13 protein-coding genes and 1 tRNA gene are annotated in these 15157 nt (G+C 74.5%); 7 read left to right on the top strand and 7 right to left on the bottom strand.

All coding sequences use genetic code 11. From position 1 onward, the window contains the following. Positions 1-85: 85 nt before the first annotated feature. The 4 genes from KG103_RS12410 to KG103_RS12395 all read left to right on the top strand — a co-directional run bounded on the left by KG103_RS12410 (position 86) and on the right by KG103_RS12395 (position 5084). Positions 86-3088: a UPF0182 family membrane protein gene (locus KG103_RS12410; protein WP_207338890.1), complete on the top strand. Its 3003-nt coding sequence runs from the start codon at positions 86-88 to the stop codon at positions 3086-3088. A gap of 130 nt (positions 3089-3218) precedes the next feature. Then, positions 3219-4202: a DMT family transporter gene (locus tag KG103_RS12405; RefSeq protein WP_207338889.1), complete on the top strand. Its 984-nt coding sequence runs from the start codon at positions 3219-3221 to the stop codon at positions 4200-4202. A gap of 19 nt (positions 4203-4221) precedes the next feature. Continuing rightward, positions 4222-4295: transfer RNA gene (locus KG103_RS12400), tRNA-Met, on the top strand. Between the two features lie 258 nt (positions 4296-4553). Continuing rightward, complete coding sequence (locus KG103_RS12395; protein WP_207338888.1) at positions 4554-5084, top strand: hypothetical protein; 531 nt, start codon at positions 4554-4556, stop codon at positions 5082-5084. 70 nt (positions 5085-5154) lie between these two features. Here the strand turns inward: KG103_RS12395 and KG103_RS12390 are convergent, their stop codons facing one another. Together KG103_RS12390 and KG103_RS12385 are read right to left on the bottom strand one after the other, a co-directional pair. Further along, positions 5155-5496 (bottom strand): DUF2200 domain-containing protein, encoded by a 342-nt coding sequence (locus KG103_RS12390; RefSeq protein WP_207338887.1) that lies wholly within the window; start codon positions 5494-5496, stop codon positions 5155-5157. A 32-nt stretch (positions 5497-5528) separates the two neighbouring features. Beyond that, the gene (locus tag KG103_RS12385) at positions 5529-6098 is read right to left on the bottom strand and encodes an MOSC domain-containing protein (protein ID WP_207338886.1); all 570 of its coding nucleotides are present in this window, start codon (positions 6096-6098) and stop codon (positions 5529-5531) included. 114 nt (positions 6099-6212) lie between these two features. Here KG103_RS12385 and KG103_RS12380 point away from each other — a divergent pair, with 114 nt between their 5' ends. Beyond that, on the top strand, positions 6213-7181 hold the full coding sequence (locus KG103_RS12380) for a DUF808 domain-containing protein (RefSeq protein ID WP_207338885.1): 969 nt from the start codon (positions 6213-6215) through the stop codon (positions 7179-7181). A 20-nt stretch (positions 7182-7201) separates the two neighbouring features. Here the strand turns inward: KG103_RS12380 and KG103_RS12375 are convergent, their stop codons facing one another. Both KG103_RS12375 and KG103_RS12370 read right to left on the bottom strand, forming a co-directional pair. After that, positions 7202-8005, bottom strand: a complete 804-nt coding sequence (locus tag KG103_RS12375; protein WP_249670578.1) for an FAD-binding oxidoreductase — start codon at positions 8003-8005, stop codon at positions 7202-7204. After that, positions 8002-8634, bottom strand: a complete 633-nt coding sequence (locus KG103_RS12370; RefSeq protein WP_249670577.1) for a sulfite oxidase-like oxidoreductase — start codon at positions 8632-8634, stop codon at positions 8002-8004. The genes KG103_RS12375 and KG103_RS12370 overlap by 4 nt, the downstream gene beginning before the upstream one ends. 124 nt (positions 8635-8758) lie before the next feature. Here KG103_RS12370 and KG103_RS12365 point away from each other — a divergent pair, with 124 nt between their 5' ends. Next, positions 8759-8974, top strand: a complete 216-nt coding sequence (locus KG103_RS12365; RefSeq protein WP_207338883.1) for a hypothetical protein — start codon at positions 8759-8761, stop codon at positions 8972-8974. Positions 8975-8985: 11 nt separating this feature from the next. Here KG103_RS12365 and KG103_RS12360 read toward each other — a convergent pair whose 3' ends face one another. Next, the gene (locus tag KG103_RS12360; RefSeq protein ID WP_207338882.1) at positions 8986-9879 is read right to left on the bottom strand and encodes an NAD(+)/NADH kinase; all 894 of its coding nucleotides are present in this window, start codon (positions 9877-9879) and stop codon (positions 8986-8988) included. Between the two features lies 1 nt (position 9880). Beyond that, positions 9881-10885: an SPFH domain-containing protein gene (locus KG103_RS12355; protein ID WP_207338881.1), complete on the bottom strand. Its 1005-nt coding sequence runs from the start codon at positions 10883-10885 to the stop codon at positions 9881-9883. A 79-nt stretch (positions 10886-10964) separates the two neighbouring features. Here KG103_RS12355 and KG103_RS12350 point away from each other — a divergent pair, with 79 nt between their 5' ends. Beyond that, on the top strand, positions 10965-11666 hold the full coding sequence (locus tag KG103_RS12350) for an NUDIX hydrolase (RefSeq protein ID WP_207338880.1): 702 nt from the start codon (positions 10965-10967) through the stop codon (positions 11664-11666). A gap of 2 nt (positions 11667-11668) precedes the next feature. On the opposite strand, the gene KG103_RS12345 is transcribed toward KG103_RS12350, so the two are convergent. Further along, positions 11669-15124, bottom strand: a complete 3456-nt coding sequence (locus tag KG103_RS12345) for a bifunctional proline dehydrogenase/L-glutamate gamma-semialdehyde dehydrogenase (RefSeq protein ID WP_207338879.1) — start codon at positions 15122-15124, stop codon at positions 11669-11671. Positions 15125-15157: the final 33 nt, after the last annotated feature.

The raw sequence follows: 15157 nt of genomic DNA, 5'->3' as shown, positions 1-15157 counted from the left end.
TGGGAACCTGGGACGCGCCGCGCCCGTTCGCATGGTGGGCGCGCCATGCGCCCGTCGCCCGACGACCCACGAGGACCGCAACGCCGTGACCTTCGCCTCCCCACCCCGCCCTCGACCTGTCGCGCCGCGCCGCCGCGGCCCCCTGGTCCCGACACTGATCACCCTGGCCGTGCTCGCGGTGCTGCTCCTGGTGCTCGCGCAGGTGTGGACCGAGGTGCTGTGGTTCTCCCAGCTCGGGTTCGTCGAGGTCCTGCGCACCGAGTGGCTGACGCGTGCGCTGCTGTTCGTGCTCGGGTTCGCGATCATGGCCGCAGGCGTCGGCTTCTCGCTGAGCTACGCCTACCGTGCGCGTCCCGTCTACGCGCCGTCCACGCAGGAGCAGGCCAACCTCGACCAGTACCGCGAGGCCATCGAGCCGCTGCGTCGGCTGGTGCTCGTGGTCGGGCCGGTCGTGCTGGGGCTCTTCGCCGGCGGTGCCGCCTCCCAGCAGTGGAGCACCGTCCAGCTGTGGCTCAACGGCGGCGAGGTCGGCGAGGTCGATCCGCAGTGGGGCATCGACCTGGGCTTCTACCTCTTCACGCTGCCGGCGCTGCGGTTCGTCGTGTCGTTCCTCATGGCGGTGCTGGTGCTGTCCACGGTGGCGGCGGTGGCGACCCACTACCTGTACGGCGGTCTGCGGATCGGCGGCGGCGCCGGCGCGCCGCGCACCACCCGCGCCGCCCGCGTGCACCTGTCGGTGCTGGGTGCGCTGGTGCTGCTGGCCATCGCGGCGGGCTACTGGCTGGACCGGTACTCGATCCTCACCAAGCAGCAGACCGGTGAGCAGCGCTGGCAGGGCGCGGGCTTCACCGACGTCCACGCCGTGATCCCGTCCAAGGCGATCCTCGCGGTCGCCGCGGTCGTCGTGGCCGGCGCGTTCATCGCGACGGCGTTCACCGGCAACTGGCGGCTGCCGGCCATCGGGGTGGGCCTCATGGTCGTCGCGGCGGTCGTCGTCGGCGGCGTGTACCCCGCGGTCGTCCAGAGGTTCCAGGTCCAGCCGAACCAGCAGGACGCGGAGCAGGAGTACATCCAGCGCAACATCGACGCGACGCTCGCGGCCTACGACCTCGAGGACGTGGAGACCAGCGAGTACGACGCGAAGGTCACGGCGGAGCCGGGCGCGCTGCGCGAGAACGCGCAGACCACGGCGTCGATCCGTCTGCTCGACCCGAACATCGTGTCGCCGTCGTTCAAGCAGCTGCAGCAGATCCGTGGCTTCTACAACTTCCCGGACTCGCTGTCGGTGGACCGCTACACGATCGACGGCGAGAGCCGCGACACGGTCATCGCGGTCCGCGAGCTCGACCTCGAGGGGCTCAACGCCGCCCAGCGCAACTGGACCAACGACACCACGGTCTACACCCACGGGTTCGGTGTCGTCGCCGCGTACGGCAACACCCGCGGCGCCCGGGGTGCCCCGGCCTTCTGGGAGGGCGGGATCCCGTCGGTGGGGCAGCTCGGCGAGTACGAGCCGCGCATCTACTTCGGCCAGTCGTCGCCCGAGTACTCGATCGTCGGCGGGCCGGAGGACTCCGACGGCTGGGAGTTCGACTACCCGGACGACGACACGGGCACCGGCTCCGTGCCCTTCCGCTTCCCGACGCAGGACGTCTCGGCCGGTCCCACGGTCGGTGGCCTGTGGCACAAGGTGCTGTACGCGCTGAAGTTCGGCGACGAGCAGATCCTGTTCTCCGAGCGCGTGAACGAGAACTCGCAGATCCTGTACGACCGCGACCCGCGGGACCGCGTCGCCAAGGTGGCGCCGTACCTCGACCTCGACGGGCGGGTGTACCCGGCCGTGGTCGACGGGCGCGTGAAGTGGATCATCGACGGGTACACCACCTCGGACCAGTACCCCTACGCCGCGGTGCGTTCCCTCGAGGACGCGACGACGGACTCCCTGACGGAGCGCAGCAGCACCGTGCAGGCGCTGCTGCCCAAGCAGGTCAACTACATCCGCAACTCGGTGAAGGCCACGGTGGACGCGTACGACGGGTCGGTCGACCTGTACGCGTGGGACACGGAGGACCCGATCCTCAAGGCGTGGACGAAGGTGTTCCCGACGTCCCTGCAGCCGATGTCCGAGATCTCGGCGGACCTGATGAGCCACCTCCGGTACCCGGAGGACCTGTTCAAGGTCCAGCGGGCGCTGCTCGGGCAGTACCACGTGACGAGCGCGTCGGAGTTCTTCTCCGGCAACGACTTCTGGCAGAACCCCGCCGACCCGACGGTCACGAGCACGGACGTGCCCCAGCCGCCGTACTACCTCACCCTGCAGATGCCGGGCGAGGACGAGGCGTCGTTCTCGCTGATGTCGACGTTCATCCCGGGGGGTGGCAACGCCCGCAACGTCCTGACGGGGTACCTGGCGGTCGACGCCGAGGCCGGGAACACCGCGGGGCAGGTCTCGGAGACGTACGGCAAGATGCGTCTGCTCGAGCTGCCGCGTGACTCGACGGTGCCCGGTCCCGGCCAGGCGAGCGCCAACTTCACCGCCGACCCGACGGTGTCGAACGAGCTGAACATCCTGCAGCGCGGTGACTCCACGGTGCGGCGCGGCAACCTGCTGACGCTGCCGGTGGGCGGCGGTCTGCTCTACGTCCAGCCGGTGTACGTGCAGGCCGCGAGCGGCACCACGTTCCCGCTGCTGCAGCGCGTGCTGGTGTCCTTCGGCGACAAGATCGGGTTCGCCGAGACCCTCGACGGCGCGCTCGACCAGGTGTTCGGTGGCGACTCGGGGGCGGACGCCGGTGACGCCGGGGCCGAACCGGTGATCCCGCCGGACGTCGCCGACGAGGGTGAGGAGGCGGACGGGTCGACCGCGGCCCCGACGCCGGCGCCCACGTCCGAGGCGACGTCGCAGCCCGCGCCGGACGCGGACGCCCGCACGGCGCTCGACGAGGCACTGCAGCGCGCGCAGCAGGCCATCGTCGACGGGGAGGCCGCCCTGGCCGACCGCGACTTCGCGAAGTACGGCGAGGCGCAGGACCGTCTCGACCAGGCGATCGCGGACGCCATCGCCGCGGAGGAGCGTCTGGCGGGCTGACCGCCCACCGACGACGCCCGTCGCGCCCGCCGTCACCGGTGGGGGCGGCGGGCGTCGTCGTACCCGGCGTCGTCGCGCCCGGCGCTGTCGCGGCTGTCGCGATGTCGGTGGTCCCTGCGACCCTCGGACCATGACGTCGGAGAAGCGCGTGCTGGCGCAGTACCTCGCCGCGGCGCTCGTGTGGGGCTCGAGCTTCCTGTTCATGAAGGTCGCGCTGGACGGGCTGTCGCCGACGCAGGTCGCGTCGGGGCGGTTGTGGCTCGGTGCGCTCGCGATGCTCGTCGTCATGGTGGTGCTGCGTCGGCCGTGGCCGCGCGGGTGGCGCACGTGGGGCCACCTCGCCGTGCTCGGCGTCCTGCTGTGCGTGGTGCCGTTCGAGCTGTTCGCGTGGGCGGGGCAGTACCTGGCCTCCGGGCTCTCGAGCATCCTCAACGCCACGACGCCGCTCATGACGTCGCTGGCCGTGGCCGCGGTGCTGCCGGCCGAGCGGCTGACCGCGCGGCAGCGGCTCGGGCTGGCCGTCGGCGGGCTCGGGGTGGTGGTCGTCATGGCCCCGTGGACGTACGTGGGGGCCGGCGCGGTCGACGCCTCGCTGCCTGCCGTCCTCGCGTGCCTGGGCGCCACCGCGTGCTACGGCCTGGGCATGACGTACCTGCGGCGGTTCGTGATGCCGCTCGGTCTGCCGGCCGAGACCGTCGCCGCCGGGCAGATTGGTGTCGGCGCGCTGCTGGTCCTCCTCGCCGCACCGGTGGTCGCCACCGGCCCCGTGACGCTGACGTGGCCCATCGTGCTGTCGATGGTCGCTCTCGGGGCACTCGGCACCGGCATGGCCTACGTGTGGAACACCCGCGTCGTCGTCGCCTGGGGCGCGCAGCGCGCGTCCACGGTCACGTACCTGACCCCGGTCGTCGGCGTGGTGCTGGGCATCCTCGTGCTGGGGGAGCGGCTGCACTGGTACGAGCCGGTCGGCGGCCTGCTCGTGGTGCTCGGCGTCGTGGTCGCGCAGCGCGCCGCACGGCGGCCCGCAGCGGCCCGTCCCGCGCCGCCGGCAGCCCCCGTGACGGCCGTCACCACGTCTGACCAGGGATCGGATTTGGACGCCCGGCCGACCTGACGTATGGTTATCAAGCCGACGCGGGGTGGAGCAGCTCGGTAGCTCGCTGGGCTCATAACCCAGAGGTCGCAGGTTCAAATCCTGCCCCCGCTACAAGAAGACGAAGGCCCGGACCTGATGGTCCGGGCCTTCGTCGTTGGTGCGGGGCCTCGTGCGTGGCCACGGGGAGAGCACAGCGCAGATGGCCGTCGGGTGACGGCTGCGAGAATCTCTCCGAGGCATTGACGCCGACGCTGGACGAACTGCCAGGATGCTCCCTGTTCGCCCCGACGCGCCTCGCCGCACGCGGACGCCGTGACGGGGGCACCTCCCTCCCGGGGTCGGTGGTCCGGGGGTACCTGGAGGGACCGCATGAACGCGTTCGTGGGCTCGTCGCCGCCACCGGGGTTCGATCTCGTCGTCCTCTCCGTGTTCGTGGTGGGCATGGCGGTGGCCGCACTGGTGGGCGACTGGAGGTCCGGCCGTCGCCTCGTGCGGGCACGCCGGGTCGTCGGGGCCGACGGGCCGGGGTGGACGTCGACCTGGGCGCGACCCACGCCGGAGCAGGTGGAGGCCCTCGAGGCGGCGGGTTTCTGGGACGACCGGTCGCTCGTCTTCGCGTACGGCGCGCAGGGCGTGCGGCTGTGGCGACCGGAGGGTGCCCACGAGATCCTGCACATCGCGCGTGAGGACATCGCTGCCCTGCGTGCGCAGGACGTGCGGGACACGCGGCACCGGGTGCGCCCGGGGCTGACCGTCGTGCGGAAGGACGGCGTGCAGCACGAGTTCATCCTGCTCACGAGGTGGGGCCGGCCGCTGAGCCGCGCCCCCGGCAGAGGTCACGAGAAGGTGGCTGCGGACATCGGCGCCGTCCTCGGGATCCCGGCGGCGTCGCCCGCCTGACCGGTGCGTCTCCGCTGCGTCGCGGTGACCACCGTGCCCCGTCCGTGCCCCGAACTCACCTTCGGGGCGGTCAGGCGCGCAGGATCTTCTCCATCGGTCGTCCCTTCGCCAGCTCGTCGACGAGCTTGTCGAGGTACCGGATCCGGCGCATGAGGGGGTCCTCGACGTCCTGCACGCGTACGCCGCAGACCGAGCCGGTGATCAGGGACGCCGCGGGGTTCAGGTCGGCGGCGCCGAAGAAGTCCTCGAACGTCGTGCCGGCCTCGACGTGCTCGTGCAGGGTCGGCCCGTCGAACCCCGTGAGCCAGGTGATGACCTCGTCCACCTCGGCGCGCGTGCGGCCCTTGCGCTCCGCCTTGGCGACGTAGAGCGGGTAGACCGCGCCGAACGCGGTGGTGAAGATCCGGCTCACGGGTCGAGGCTAGCGTCGGCGGGTCGCGCGCGTCAGGGCAGCACCGGACGGGGCACGCGGTCACCGGCCCGCGCGGGGTCCAGCGGTACGGGGCTCACCAGCACGGCCGGCCCGCGGTGCAGCACCCCGTCGGTGAGCGGCCGGCAGCGCACGCCCCCGCGACCGCCGCGCAGGGCCGGGTGCGCCCCGGGCGCCAGCGCACGGTCCATCCACGCGCACGGGTTCGCGAACCGGCCGACGCGCAGCCGCACGGCGTCCCCGTCCGACTCCAGCACGACCTCCTGGCCGACCAGCGGGGTGAGGTGCGCGCCCCGGAGCACCACGTTGCGCCGCGCGCGCATCGGGTCGAACCGCGGCACCCCGAGCTCGGCCGACACCGCGTCGAGCGCCTCGACCGCGATCAGCGTCACCGACGCGTCCAGGTGCACGGCCCTGCCGTAGAACCGGTCCCCGACGATGCCCTTGTCGGCGACGACCCGCGCGTGCTCCGCGTCGCGCGTGGGGACGTCGGCGGCGCCGTCGCGGGGCCGGCCGAAGTACGCGTGCTCCGGCGACACGAGCAGGTGCAGGATCTCGACGTCGTACCGGTGCAGCGGGTCCACGCGACGAGTCTCACCGACGCCCCGGACGCACGCGCGCGCACGCCCGCGCGCGGCCCTACTCTGTGCGGTGGCGTGCGCACGGGCGCGCGATGACGGTACGGACGAAGGTGGCACATGGCTGGCGGTCTGGCGGCACTCCTCGACGACATCGCGGCGCTCGCGAAGCTGGCGGCCGCGTCGGTCGACGACGTGAGCGCGGCGGCGGGGCGTGCGAGCGCCAAGGCCGCCGGGGTGGTCATCGACGACACCGCGGTGACGCCGCGCTACGTGCAGGGTGTGACGGCCAACCGCGAGCTGCCGATGATCTGGAAGATCGCGAAGGGGTCGCTGCGCAACAAGCTGCTGTTCATCCTCCCGGCGGCGCTGCTGCTCAGCCAGTTCCTGCCGTGGCTGCTCACGCCCATCCTCATGGTGGGCGGCACGTACCTGGCGTTCGAGGGCACCGAGAAGCTGTGGGAGGCGGTCAGCGGCAAGCACCACGAGAAGCCGCAGGTCACGGCGCCCGAGCAGGGACCGGAGGCGGAGTCCCGGATGGTCGGCGGCGCGATCCGCACGGACTTCATCCTGTCGGCCGAGATCATGGTGATCGCGCTCAACGAGGTCGCCGACGAGGGGCTGCTGTCGCGCGCGATCATCCTCGTCGTCGTCGCGCTCGCCATCACTGCGGTCGTCTACGGCGTGGTGGCGCTGATCGTGAAGATGGACGACATCGGCCTGCGGCTCGCGCAGACGCGCAACGGCGCGTCGGCGGCGCTCGGGCGCGGGCTCGTCACCGCGATGCCGAAGGTGCTGGCGGTGCTGTCCACGGTGGGCATCGCGGCGATGCTGTGGGTCGGCGGGCACATCCTGCTGGTCGGCATCGACGAGCTCGGCTGGCACGGCCTGTACGACGTGGTGCACCACCTCGAGGAGGCCGTGCACGGCGTCGCCGGCGTCGGCGGGTTCCTCGCGTGGCTGGTCAACACCGCCGCGTCGGCGCTGCTCGGCGTGGTCGTGGGTGCGGTGGTCGTGCTCGTCATGCACCAGGTGCACAGGTGGCGGCACCGGGGCGCCGCCGCGGGCGACGCCGCAGCCGAGCACTGACGGTCCAGACCGGCGCCGGCTCAGTCGGTCGAGGGCCCGAACCGCTCGGCCCGCACCGACCGCGGGTCGTGGCCCAGCACCAGCAGCATGCGGGTCATCGCCTCGACGAACCCGGTGGGTCCGCAGACGTAGCAGACCGGCGCCAGGTCGGCCGGCCAGCCGTGCCGGGCCAGGTCGCGCAGTCCGATGCGTGCCGGTGCGCGCGGGGCGTCCGGGGGAGCGGCACGGGTGAACCACACCTCGGTGTCGACGCCGCCGAGCCCCGGCGCGGTCAGCTCGTCGAGGAACAGTGCGTCCGTGGGCATGCGCACCGAGTACAGGACGCGGACGGGCGTGCGGTCCTGCGCGGACCGTCGGGCGCGGACCATCGCGACCAGCGGTGCGACGCCCGACCCGCCGGCCAGCAGCAGCACCGGCGCACCGCCCGCGGTGCCCGGCTCCCACACGAACCATCCGCCCACCGGTCCGCGCACCTCGATCCCGGCGCCGACGGGCAGGTCGTCCACCAGGTACGGGGAGACCTCGCCGCCCGTGACGCGCTGCACCGTGATCTGCACCAGCCCCGGTCGCGCCGGGTCCGTCGGGGCGCTCACCGAGTACGCCCGCGACGCGGTGTACCCGTCGGGGGCCGTCAGGCGCAGGTCCACGTGCTGCCCGGCGCGGTGCCCGGGCCATCCCGGCACGTCGAGCACGAGGGTGCGGGCTGTCGCCGTCTCCGGCCAGGCGTCCACGACGCTCGCCACGCACCAGCCGCCGGTGCACGCGAACCGTTCACCGAGGGGTGCGGGACTGCGCGTGGTCGCGGCGGCGTCGGTCGCCGTCACGGGTCGCCCTGGTAGCGCTGCTCGCGCCAGGGGTCGCCGTAGTCGTGGTACCCGTACCGCTCCCAGAACCCGCGCTGGTCGTCGTGCAGGAGCGTGAGCGAGCAGACCCACTTGGCGGACTTCCACAGGTACAGGTGCGGCACCAGCAGCCGGGCGGGGCCGCCGTGCACGGGATCCAGCGGGCGCCCGTCGTACGTGTGCGCGATCCACGCCCGCCCGCCCAGCAGATCCGCGAGGGGCAGGTTCGTGGTGTACCCGCCGTAGCAGCCGACCAGCGCGTACTGCGCGACGGACGGCACGTCGGCCAGCAGGACGTCGAGGCCGACGCCCCGCCACCGGGTGCCGAACTTCGACCACCGGGTCACGCAGTGCAGGTCCACCACGGCGTCGTCCTGGGGCAGCGCCATGAGGTCGGCCCACGACCAGCTGAAGGTCGCGTGGTCCTCGGTGCGGACCTCGAGCCGCCAGTGCGCCGTGTCGATGTTCGGCGTCGGGCCGGCCGACAGCACGGGGAAGTCGTGCACCTCGTACTGGCCGGGCGGCAGCGCGACGCCGGACACGCGGGGACGGCCCCGGAATCCCGGGGTCAGGCCCGTCGGGTCCACGCCCGATGCGTCGCTCGGCGTCACGGGACCATGGAACACCCGCGGCTGCACCGCGCGACACCCCGGGCGGCAGCCGGTCACGGCAGCCGTGCTCCCGGTGGCCGGTGGCATAGTGGGCGTCGGACGACCGGCGCACGAACGGAGCGATGTGGCCAGGCAGCGCAAGGAACGCCTCGACGCGACGGCGTGGCTCGCGAAGCACCTCGTGGGGCCCGCCCAGGTGACCGACCCTCGCGTCCCGGGCCGCGGCACGAACGAGGCCGAGCGGGCACGCGAGGGTGAGCTGCGCGGCGGGTTCGAGCGGGTGCGCGACGCGTCGGGGCGCGTGTACCTCGTGGCACGGGACGACGTCCCCGACGCCTGAGGGCCCGGCCTTCAGGGTGCGACGAGCCGCAGCCGCCGGTCCGACAGGCCCAGCCGTACCGCCTGGCCCCAGGTCGCGGTGAGCCGGTCCGCCTCCAGCCCGTCGCCGAACAGCACCAGCGCGTCGGACTCGACGACGATCGTCAGCTCCTCGCGGGCCGCCAGGAGCCCCGCGGTGCGGCTCACGCCGGTGGTGGGCGAGGGCCACGCCTCGCGCACGAACCAGGCGAGCGTGAGCTCGGTCGGCCGGGGCAGCGGCGGGGCGTCGTCCCGTCCGCGCGCGAGCGAGGTCGCCCAGCCGGTCGCACCGGTCCCGGTGGTGACGACCACCCCCGACGACGACTGCCGCTCGTCGCCGTCGGGGGACGTCAGCCGGTACCGGGCCGACTGGTGACCGCTGTCGCCGAGGTACACCTCGTTGAGGGCGTCGAGCGACGTGCCGTCGTCGAGGGCGGCGCGCACGAGCGCCCGGTCCTCGATGCGCGCGGACCCGCGCACGACGTCCCCCAGCACGCCGGCCACCTGCGCGGCGACGTGCCGCACGAGGACCCCGGCGTTGTGCCCCGGCTCGGGGTCGACGCCGACGACCGGCTGGTCGCGCAGGTACTTCGCCGTGTTGGCGACCAGCCCGTCGGGTCCCACGACGAGGCAGACGTCCTGCGGGTCGAACGCGAACCGGTGCAGGTCGCCGCGCTCGACGTCGCCGCGCCGCCAGTCCGTCGGCACGGCTGCCCGGACGGTGCGCAGGGCGTCGGCGAGGGCGTCGTGGCGCCCCTGCACGTCGGCCAGGTCCCGCCCACGGCTGCGCAGGAAGAACTCGACCTGGCCGCGGGTGCCGTGGCGGTCCACCAGCTCCTCGAGCTCGGAGCGACGGTGGACCACCACGGCGCGGGGTGCGAGCGGCACGTCACTCACCCCGCCGGGCGGTCAGCGCGCCCAGTGCCCCGGTGAGCATGTCGGGCGTGACCGTCACCTGCCCGATCGCCGGCAGGTGCGCGGCCAGCTCGCGCAGGGCGACAGCCAGCAGGACGCCCTGCTCGACGTCGGCGAGGGCGGCCATGCGGGCGCGCTCGGCGGCGCCCTCGGCCTCGCCCTGGAGCCGGGTGGCCTCGGCCGTCGAGGTCGCGTGCAGCTGGCGGCGCTCGGCCTGGCTGCGGGCCTCGATGAGCGCGGCGGCCGCGGCCTCGTCGGCCCGGGTGCGGGCGTTGGCGCCCTCCTGCGTGACGAGGTGCTGCTCGCGGGTCGCCAGCTCGATGCGGTTGGTGAGCTCGTTCTCCGCGATGGCCCGCTCCCGCTCGACGGCCAGGGCGCGGCGCTCGAACGTCGAGCGGTCCGCCTCCGACTGTGCGGCCTCCCGCGCCGGCGTCTGCAGCGCGCGCTCCAGGTCGGCGTCGGCCCGCACCGAGCTGACGCGGGCGCCGAGGACGCGCAGGCCGGTGGCGGCCACGCGCTTGTCCGCCACGAGCGCTGCAGTGACCTGCTGACGCAGCGGGCCGGCGCCCGACGAGACGGCCTCGCGCAGCGTCGCGCCGGCGAGCGCGTCCATGACGTGGCCGGCGGCCAGCTCGCCGAGCAGCTGACCGACCTGCTGCAGCGGCTCGCCGGTCCACCGTCCGGTGGCGGGGTCGATGCTGAAGTCGAGGCGCTGGGCCACGACCTCGGGGTTCTCAAAGCGGTAGCTGACGGTGACCTGCGCGGTGACGTCCTGCAGGTCGGCGGTGCGCGCGTGCGCCACGAGCGGCAGCTCGCGGTCGTCGACGGGGACCTCCGACAGCACCGCCGTCAGGGGCCGGAACCAGAACGCCAGGCCGACGCCCGAGCGGCGCAGCGTGCCGTCCCGCAGCTGCATGACGTGGGCCGTGGGGGTCGAGCGCAGGTGCCGCACCCCGGGGTAGCGCGTGATGGTCGCCATGTCTCCTCCTTCTTTGTCGTCACAGCGACGATAAAGCAGGGTCTGGTATCTCGTCAACCTGACGAGATATGGTCGGGGCATGACGCTCCCGGGCTACGACGCCGCCTCCTACCCGCCGTTCGCGGTCACGGTCGACCTCGTCGTCCTCACGTTGCGGGGTGACGTCCTGCACGTGCTGCTCGTGGAGCGCGGCGCCGACCCGTGGCGGGGCGCCTGGGCGCTGCCCGGCGGGTTCGTGCGCCCGGACGAGGGCCTCGACGCCGCAGCCGAGCGCGAGCTGTCGGAGGAGACGGGCGTGCGCGACGTCCCCGGCCACCTCGAGCAGCTCGCGTCCTACGGCGACCCGGACCGCGACCCCCGCATGCGGGTCGTCTCGGTGGCGTACCTGGCGTTGGCGCCCGACCTGCCCGAGCCGCACGCCGGCAGCGACGCCGCGCGCGCCGCCTGGGTGCCGGTCGCCCACGCGCAGCGCCGGCCCCTCGCGTTCGACCACGCGCGCGTGCTGAGCGACGGGCTCGAGCGTGCCCGCGCCAAGCTCGAGTACAGCCCGCTCGCCGCCGCGTTCTGCGGGCCCGAGTTCACGGTCGCCGACCTGCGGCGCGTCTACGAGGCCGTGTGGGGCCGGGCGCTGGACCCGCGCAACTTCCACCGCAAGGTCACCGGCGTGCCGGGCCTGCTGGTCGACACCGGGCGAACCCGCTCCGAGGGGCGGGGCCGCCCCGCCACCCTCTACCGGCTCGGCGACGTCACCACCCTGCACCCGCCGATCACGCGGGACTGACCTCACCGCCCCAGCGGCAGGCTCCGCGACGTCAGGTCGTGCGGCGTGCCGAACCGGTGCGCCGTGACGCTGACCGCCTGCTCGCGCAGGAACGGCAGCAGCTCGACGCGACCCGCCTCGGTCACGGGGTGGTCCCACACCGCGACGTCGGGACGCCCACCGGTGGCCCGGGCGACGTCCGCCGCGGCCCCGCCGACGAGCCGGACGCGACCGCCGGGCAGCGCGCCGACGCGGGCGGACCACGCCGTGTCGTCCTCCACGTGGACGGCACCGAGCGCGGCAGCCGCGGACGCCAGGCGCGGCGGGAGGTCCGCAGGGGTCGACACGACCACCCGCGCCCCGGCCGCCGCAGCCGCCGCCAGGACCCGCACGACGTCGGCCGGGGGCGCGTCCGCGGCCTGCCGCACCAGCACCGGCTCGGGCACGGGCAGGTGGCGCAGCACGTTGCGCTCGCAGGCCAGCGCGCTGACGTCGCGCGCCGCGAACAGGTCCGACCGGGCGGCGGCGTCGCTGCGGGCCGCGCGCTCGACGCGGTCGGCGTCCGGGCTCGCCAGCTCGGCGCGGGCTGCGGCGACCAGCGCGGCCGCCGCCGCGGCCACGGGTGCCGTGCTCGTGGCGGGGGCCGAGGCCCACGACCCCAGCCCGACCAGGTAGCTCGGGCCACCGGCCTTGGTGCCGGGGCCCACGGCCGACCGCTTCCACCCGCCGAACGGCTGACGCCGCACGATCGCGCCGGTCGTCCCGCGGTTCACGTAGAGGTTGCCTGCCTGCACGCGGTCGAGCCACGTGGCGATCTCGTCGGCGTCCAGGCTGTGCAGGCCCGACGTCAGCCCGTAGTCGACGTCGTTCACCACGTCGACCGCCTCGTCGAGAGTCGCCGCGGTCATGACGCCGAGCACGGGCCCGAAGTACTCGGTGCGGTGCGTGCGCGCCCCGCGCCGCACCCCGGTGACCACGCCGGGGGTCCACAGGCGGCCGGCGTCGTCGAGCCGGCGCGCGGCCAGCGCCCACGCCTGACCCGGCTCGAGGTCCGTCAGGCCTGTGAGCAGCTTGCCGCCGGCGGGCTCGATCAGCGGGCCCAGCTGCGTGCGCGCGTCGTCCGGCGTCCCCACGACCAGCGACGACACGGCGTCGAGGAGCTGCGAGCGGAACCGTCGCGACGTCGCGACCGATCCGACCAGGACGACGAGCGAGGCCGCCGAGCACTTCTGCCCCGCGTGCCCGAACGCCGAGGCGACCACGTCGCGCACCGCCAGGTCCAGGTCGGCCGACGGCGTCACGACGATCGCGTTCTTGCCGCTGGTCTCGGCCAGCAGCGGCAGGTCGGGGCGGAACGAGCGGAAGAGCTCGGCCGTCTCGTAGGCCCCGGTGAGGACCACCCGGTCCACCGCGGGGTGCGCGACGAGCTCGCGGCCGAGGGCGTCCTCGTCGACCTGCACCAGGCGCAGCACGTCCCGCGGGACACCCGCCTCCCAGAGGGCCTCGGCGAGCACAGCCCCGCACCGCTCGGCGGGACGTGCGGGCTTGAGGACGACGGCCGAGCCGGCGGCCAGCGCCGCGAGCGTCGACCCGGCGGGGATCGCGACCGGGAAGTTCCACGGGGGAGTGACGAGCGTCAGCGCGTCGGGCACGAACGTCGCCCCGTCGACGTGGTCCAGGCCGCGGGCGAGCTCGGCGTACCAGTGCGCGAAGTCGACCGCCTCGGACACCTCGGGGTCGCCCTGGTCGATCGTCTTGCCGGCCTCGGCGGCCATGACCTCCAGCAGGTCCGCCCGGCGTGCCCCGAGGGCGTCGGCGGCGCGGTCCAGGACGGCGGCGCGCTCCGCCGCCGGTCGCGCGCCCCACGCCCGGCCCGCGTCACGCGCGTCCCGCACCAGGGCGTCCAGCGCGCGGCCGTCCGTCACCTGCGCCGCCTGCGCACCGGCGACGCCGAGCCGGGACGCCGGCACGCGCGCGAGCAGGTCGCGCACCCAGGCCCGGTTCTCGCGGACCGCGGGATCCGTGTCGGGTGTGCTGGTGAACGCGCCCGGCGCCGAGGGCGGGACGGCCGCGTGCCGGTCGGGCACGCGGTGCCGCTCGGGTACCGGTGCGGTCGCGTCGTCCAGCGCGGTCAGGAAGCGGGTGCGCTCGCGGTCGAACAGGGCCTCGTCCTGCGCGAGGTCGAAGACCGCGGACATGAAGTTGTCGCTCGACGCGCCCTCCTCGAGGCGCCGCACGAGGTACGCGATCGCGACGTCGAACTCCCGGGGCGCGACCACCGGGGTGTAGAGCAGCAGGCTGCCGACGTCGCGGCGCACCGCGGCCGCCTGCCCGGGCGCCATGCCCAGGAGCATCTCGATCTCGACGCGGTCGCGCACGCCGCGCTCACCGGCCAGGAGCCACGCGTGCGCGACGTCGAACAGGTTGTGCCCCGCCACGCCGAGGCGCACGTTCGCGACGCGCTCGGGGGTCAGGGCCCAGTCGAGCACGCGCTTGTAGTGCGCGTCGGTCTCCCGCTTGCTGCCCCACGTGGCGAGCGGGAGACCGTGCAGCTCGGCCTCGACCTGCTCCATCGGCAGGTTCGCGCCCTTGACCAGGCGCACCTTGATGCCCGCGCCGCCGCGCGCGCGGCGGGCCGCCGCCCACTCCTGCAGGCGCTGCATGGCCGGCAGGGCGTCCGGCAGGTAGGCCTGCAGGACGATCCCCGCCTCGAGGTCCGTCAGCCCCGGGCGGTCGAGCAGCCGGGTGAAGACCTCCACCGTGAGGTCGAGGTCCTTGTACTCCTCCATGTCGAGGTTCACGAACTTGCGGGTGGGGGAGGCGGCCGCCTGCTCGAACAGCGGCGTCAGGTGCGCGACGACGTCGTCGACGGCGGCGTCGAACGCCCACGGCGCGTGCGGGGCGACCACGGCGGACACCTTGACCGACACGTAGTCGACGTCGTCGCGCGCGAGCAGCCGACGCGTCCCGGCGAGCCGGCGCGCGGCCTCGCGCTGCCCGAGCACGGCCTCCCCGAGCAGGTTGACGTTGAGGCGGGTGCCGTCGGTGCGCAGCCGCGCGATCGTCGGCCCCAGGCGGCGGTCGGTCGCGTCGACGACCAGGTGCCCGACCATGTGGCGCAGCACGCGCCGCGCCACGGGGACCACGACGTGCGGCAGCGCCGGTGCGACCAGGCCGCCCACGCGCACCGCGGCCCGCAGGTGCGGGGCCAGGAAGCGTGGGGGTCGGACGGCGAGCTCGCGCAGACGGCGGGCCGCGACGGCGTGGTCCTCGGGCCGGACCACGCCGTCGACGAACCCGACCGCGAACGCCAGCCCGTCCTCGCCGCGCAGCAGCGCGGCGAGGTGGGCGGCCGCCGGGTCGACCGGGTGGTCGGCCGCCTCCCGCAGCCAGCGCCGCACGAGCGCGACCACCTGCGTGACGTGTGCGGCGGGGTCCTGGGCGGTCGTGCCGCCGGGCGAGGTGGACGTGTCGGTCATGGCGTCCTCGCTGCTGGGGTGCACCGCGCGGGT

Source organism: Cellulomonas wangleii (assembly GCF_018388445.1).
In the GTDB taxonomy this organism is placed as follows: domain Bacteria; phylum Actinomycetota; class Actinomycetes; order Actinomycetales; family Cellulomonadaceae; genus Cellulomonas; species Cellulomonas wangleii.
Note: the sequence above shows the minus strand (reverse complement) of the source record. Positions and strands in the feature narration are given on the sequence as shown.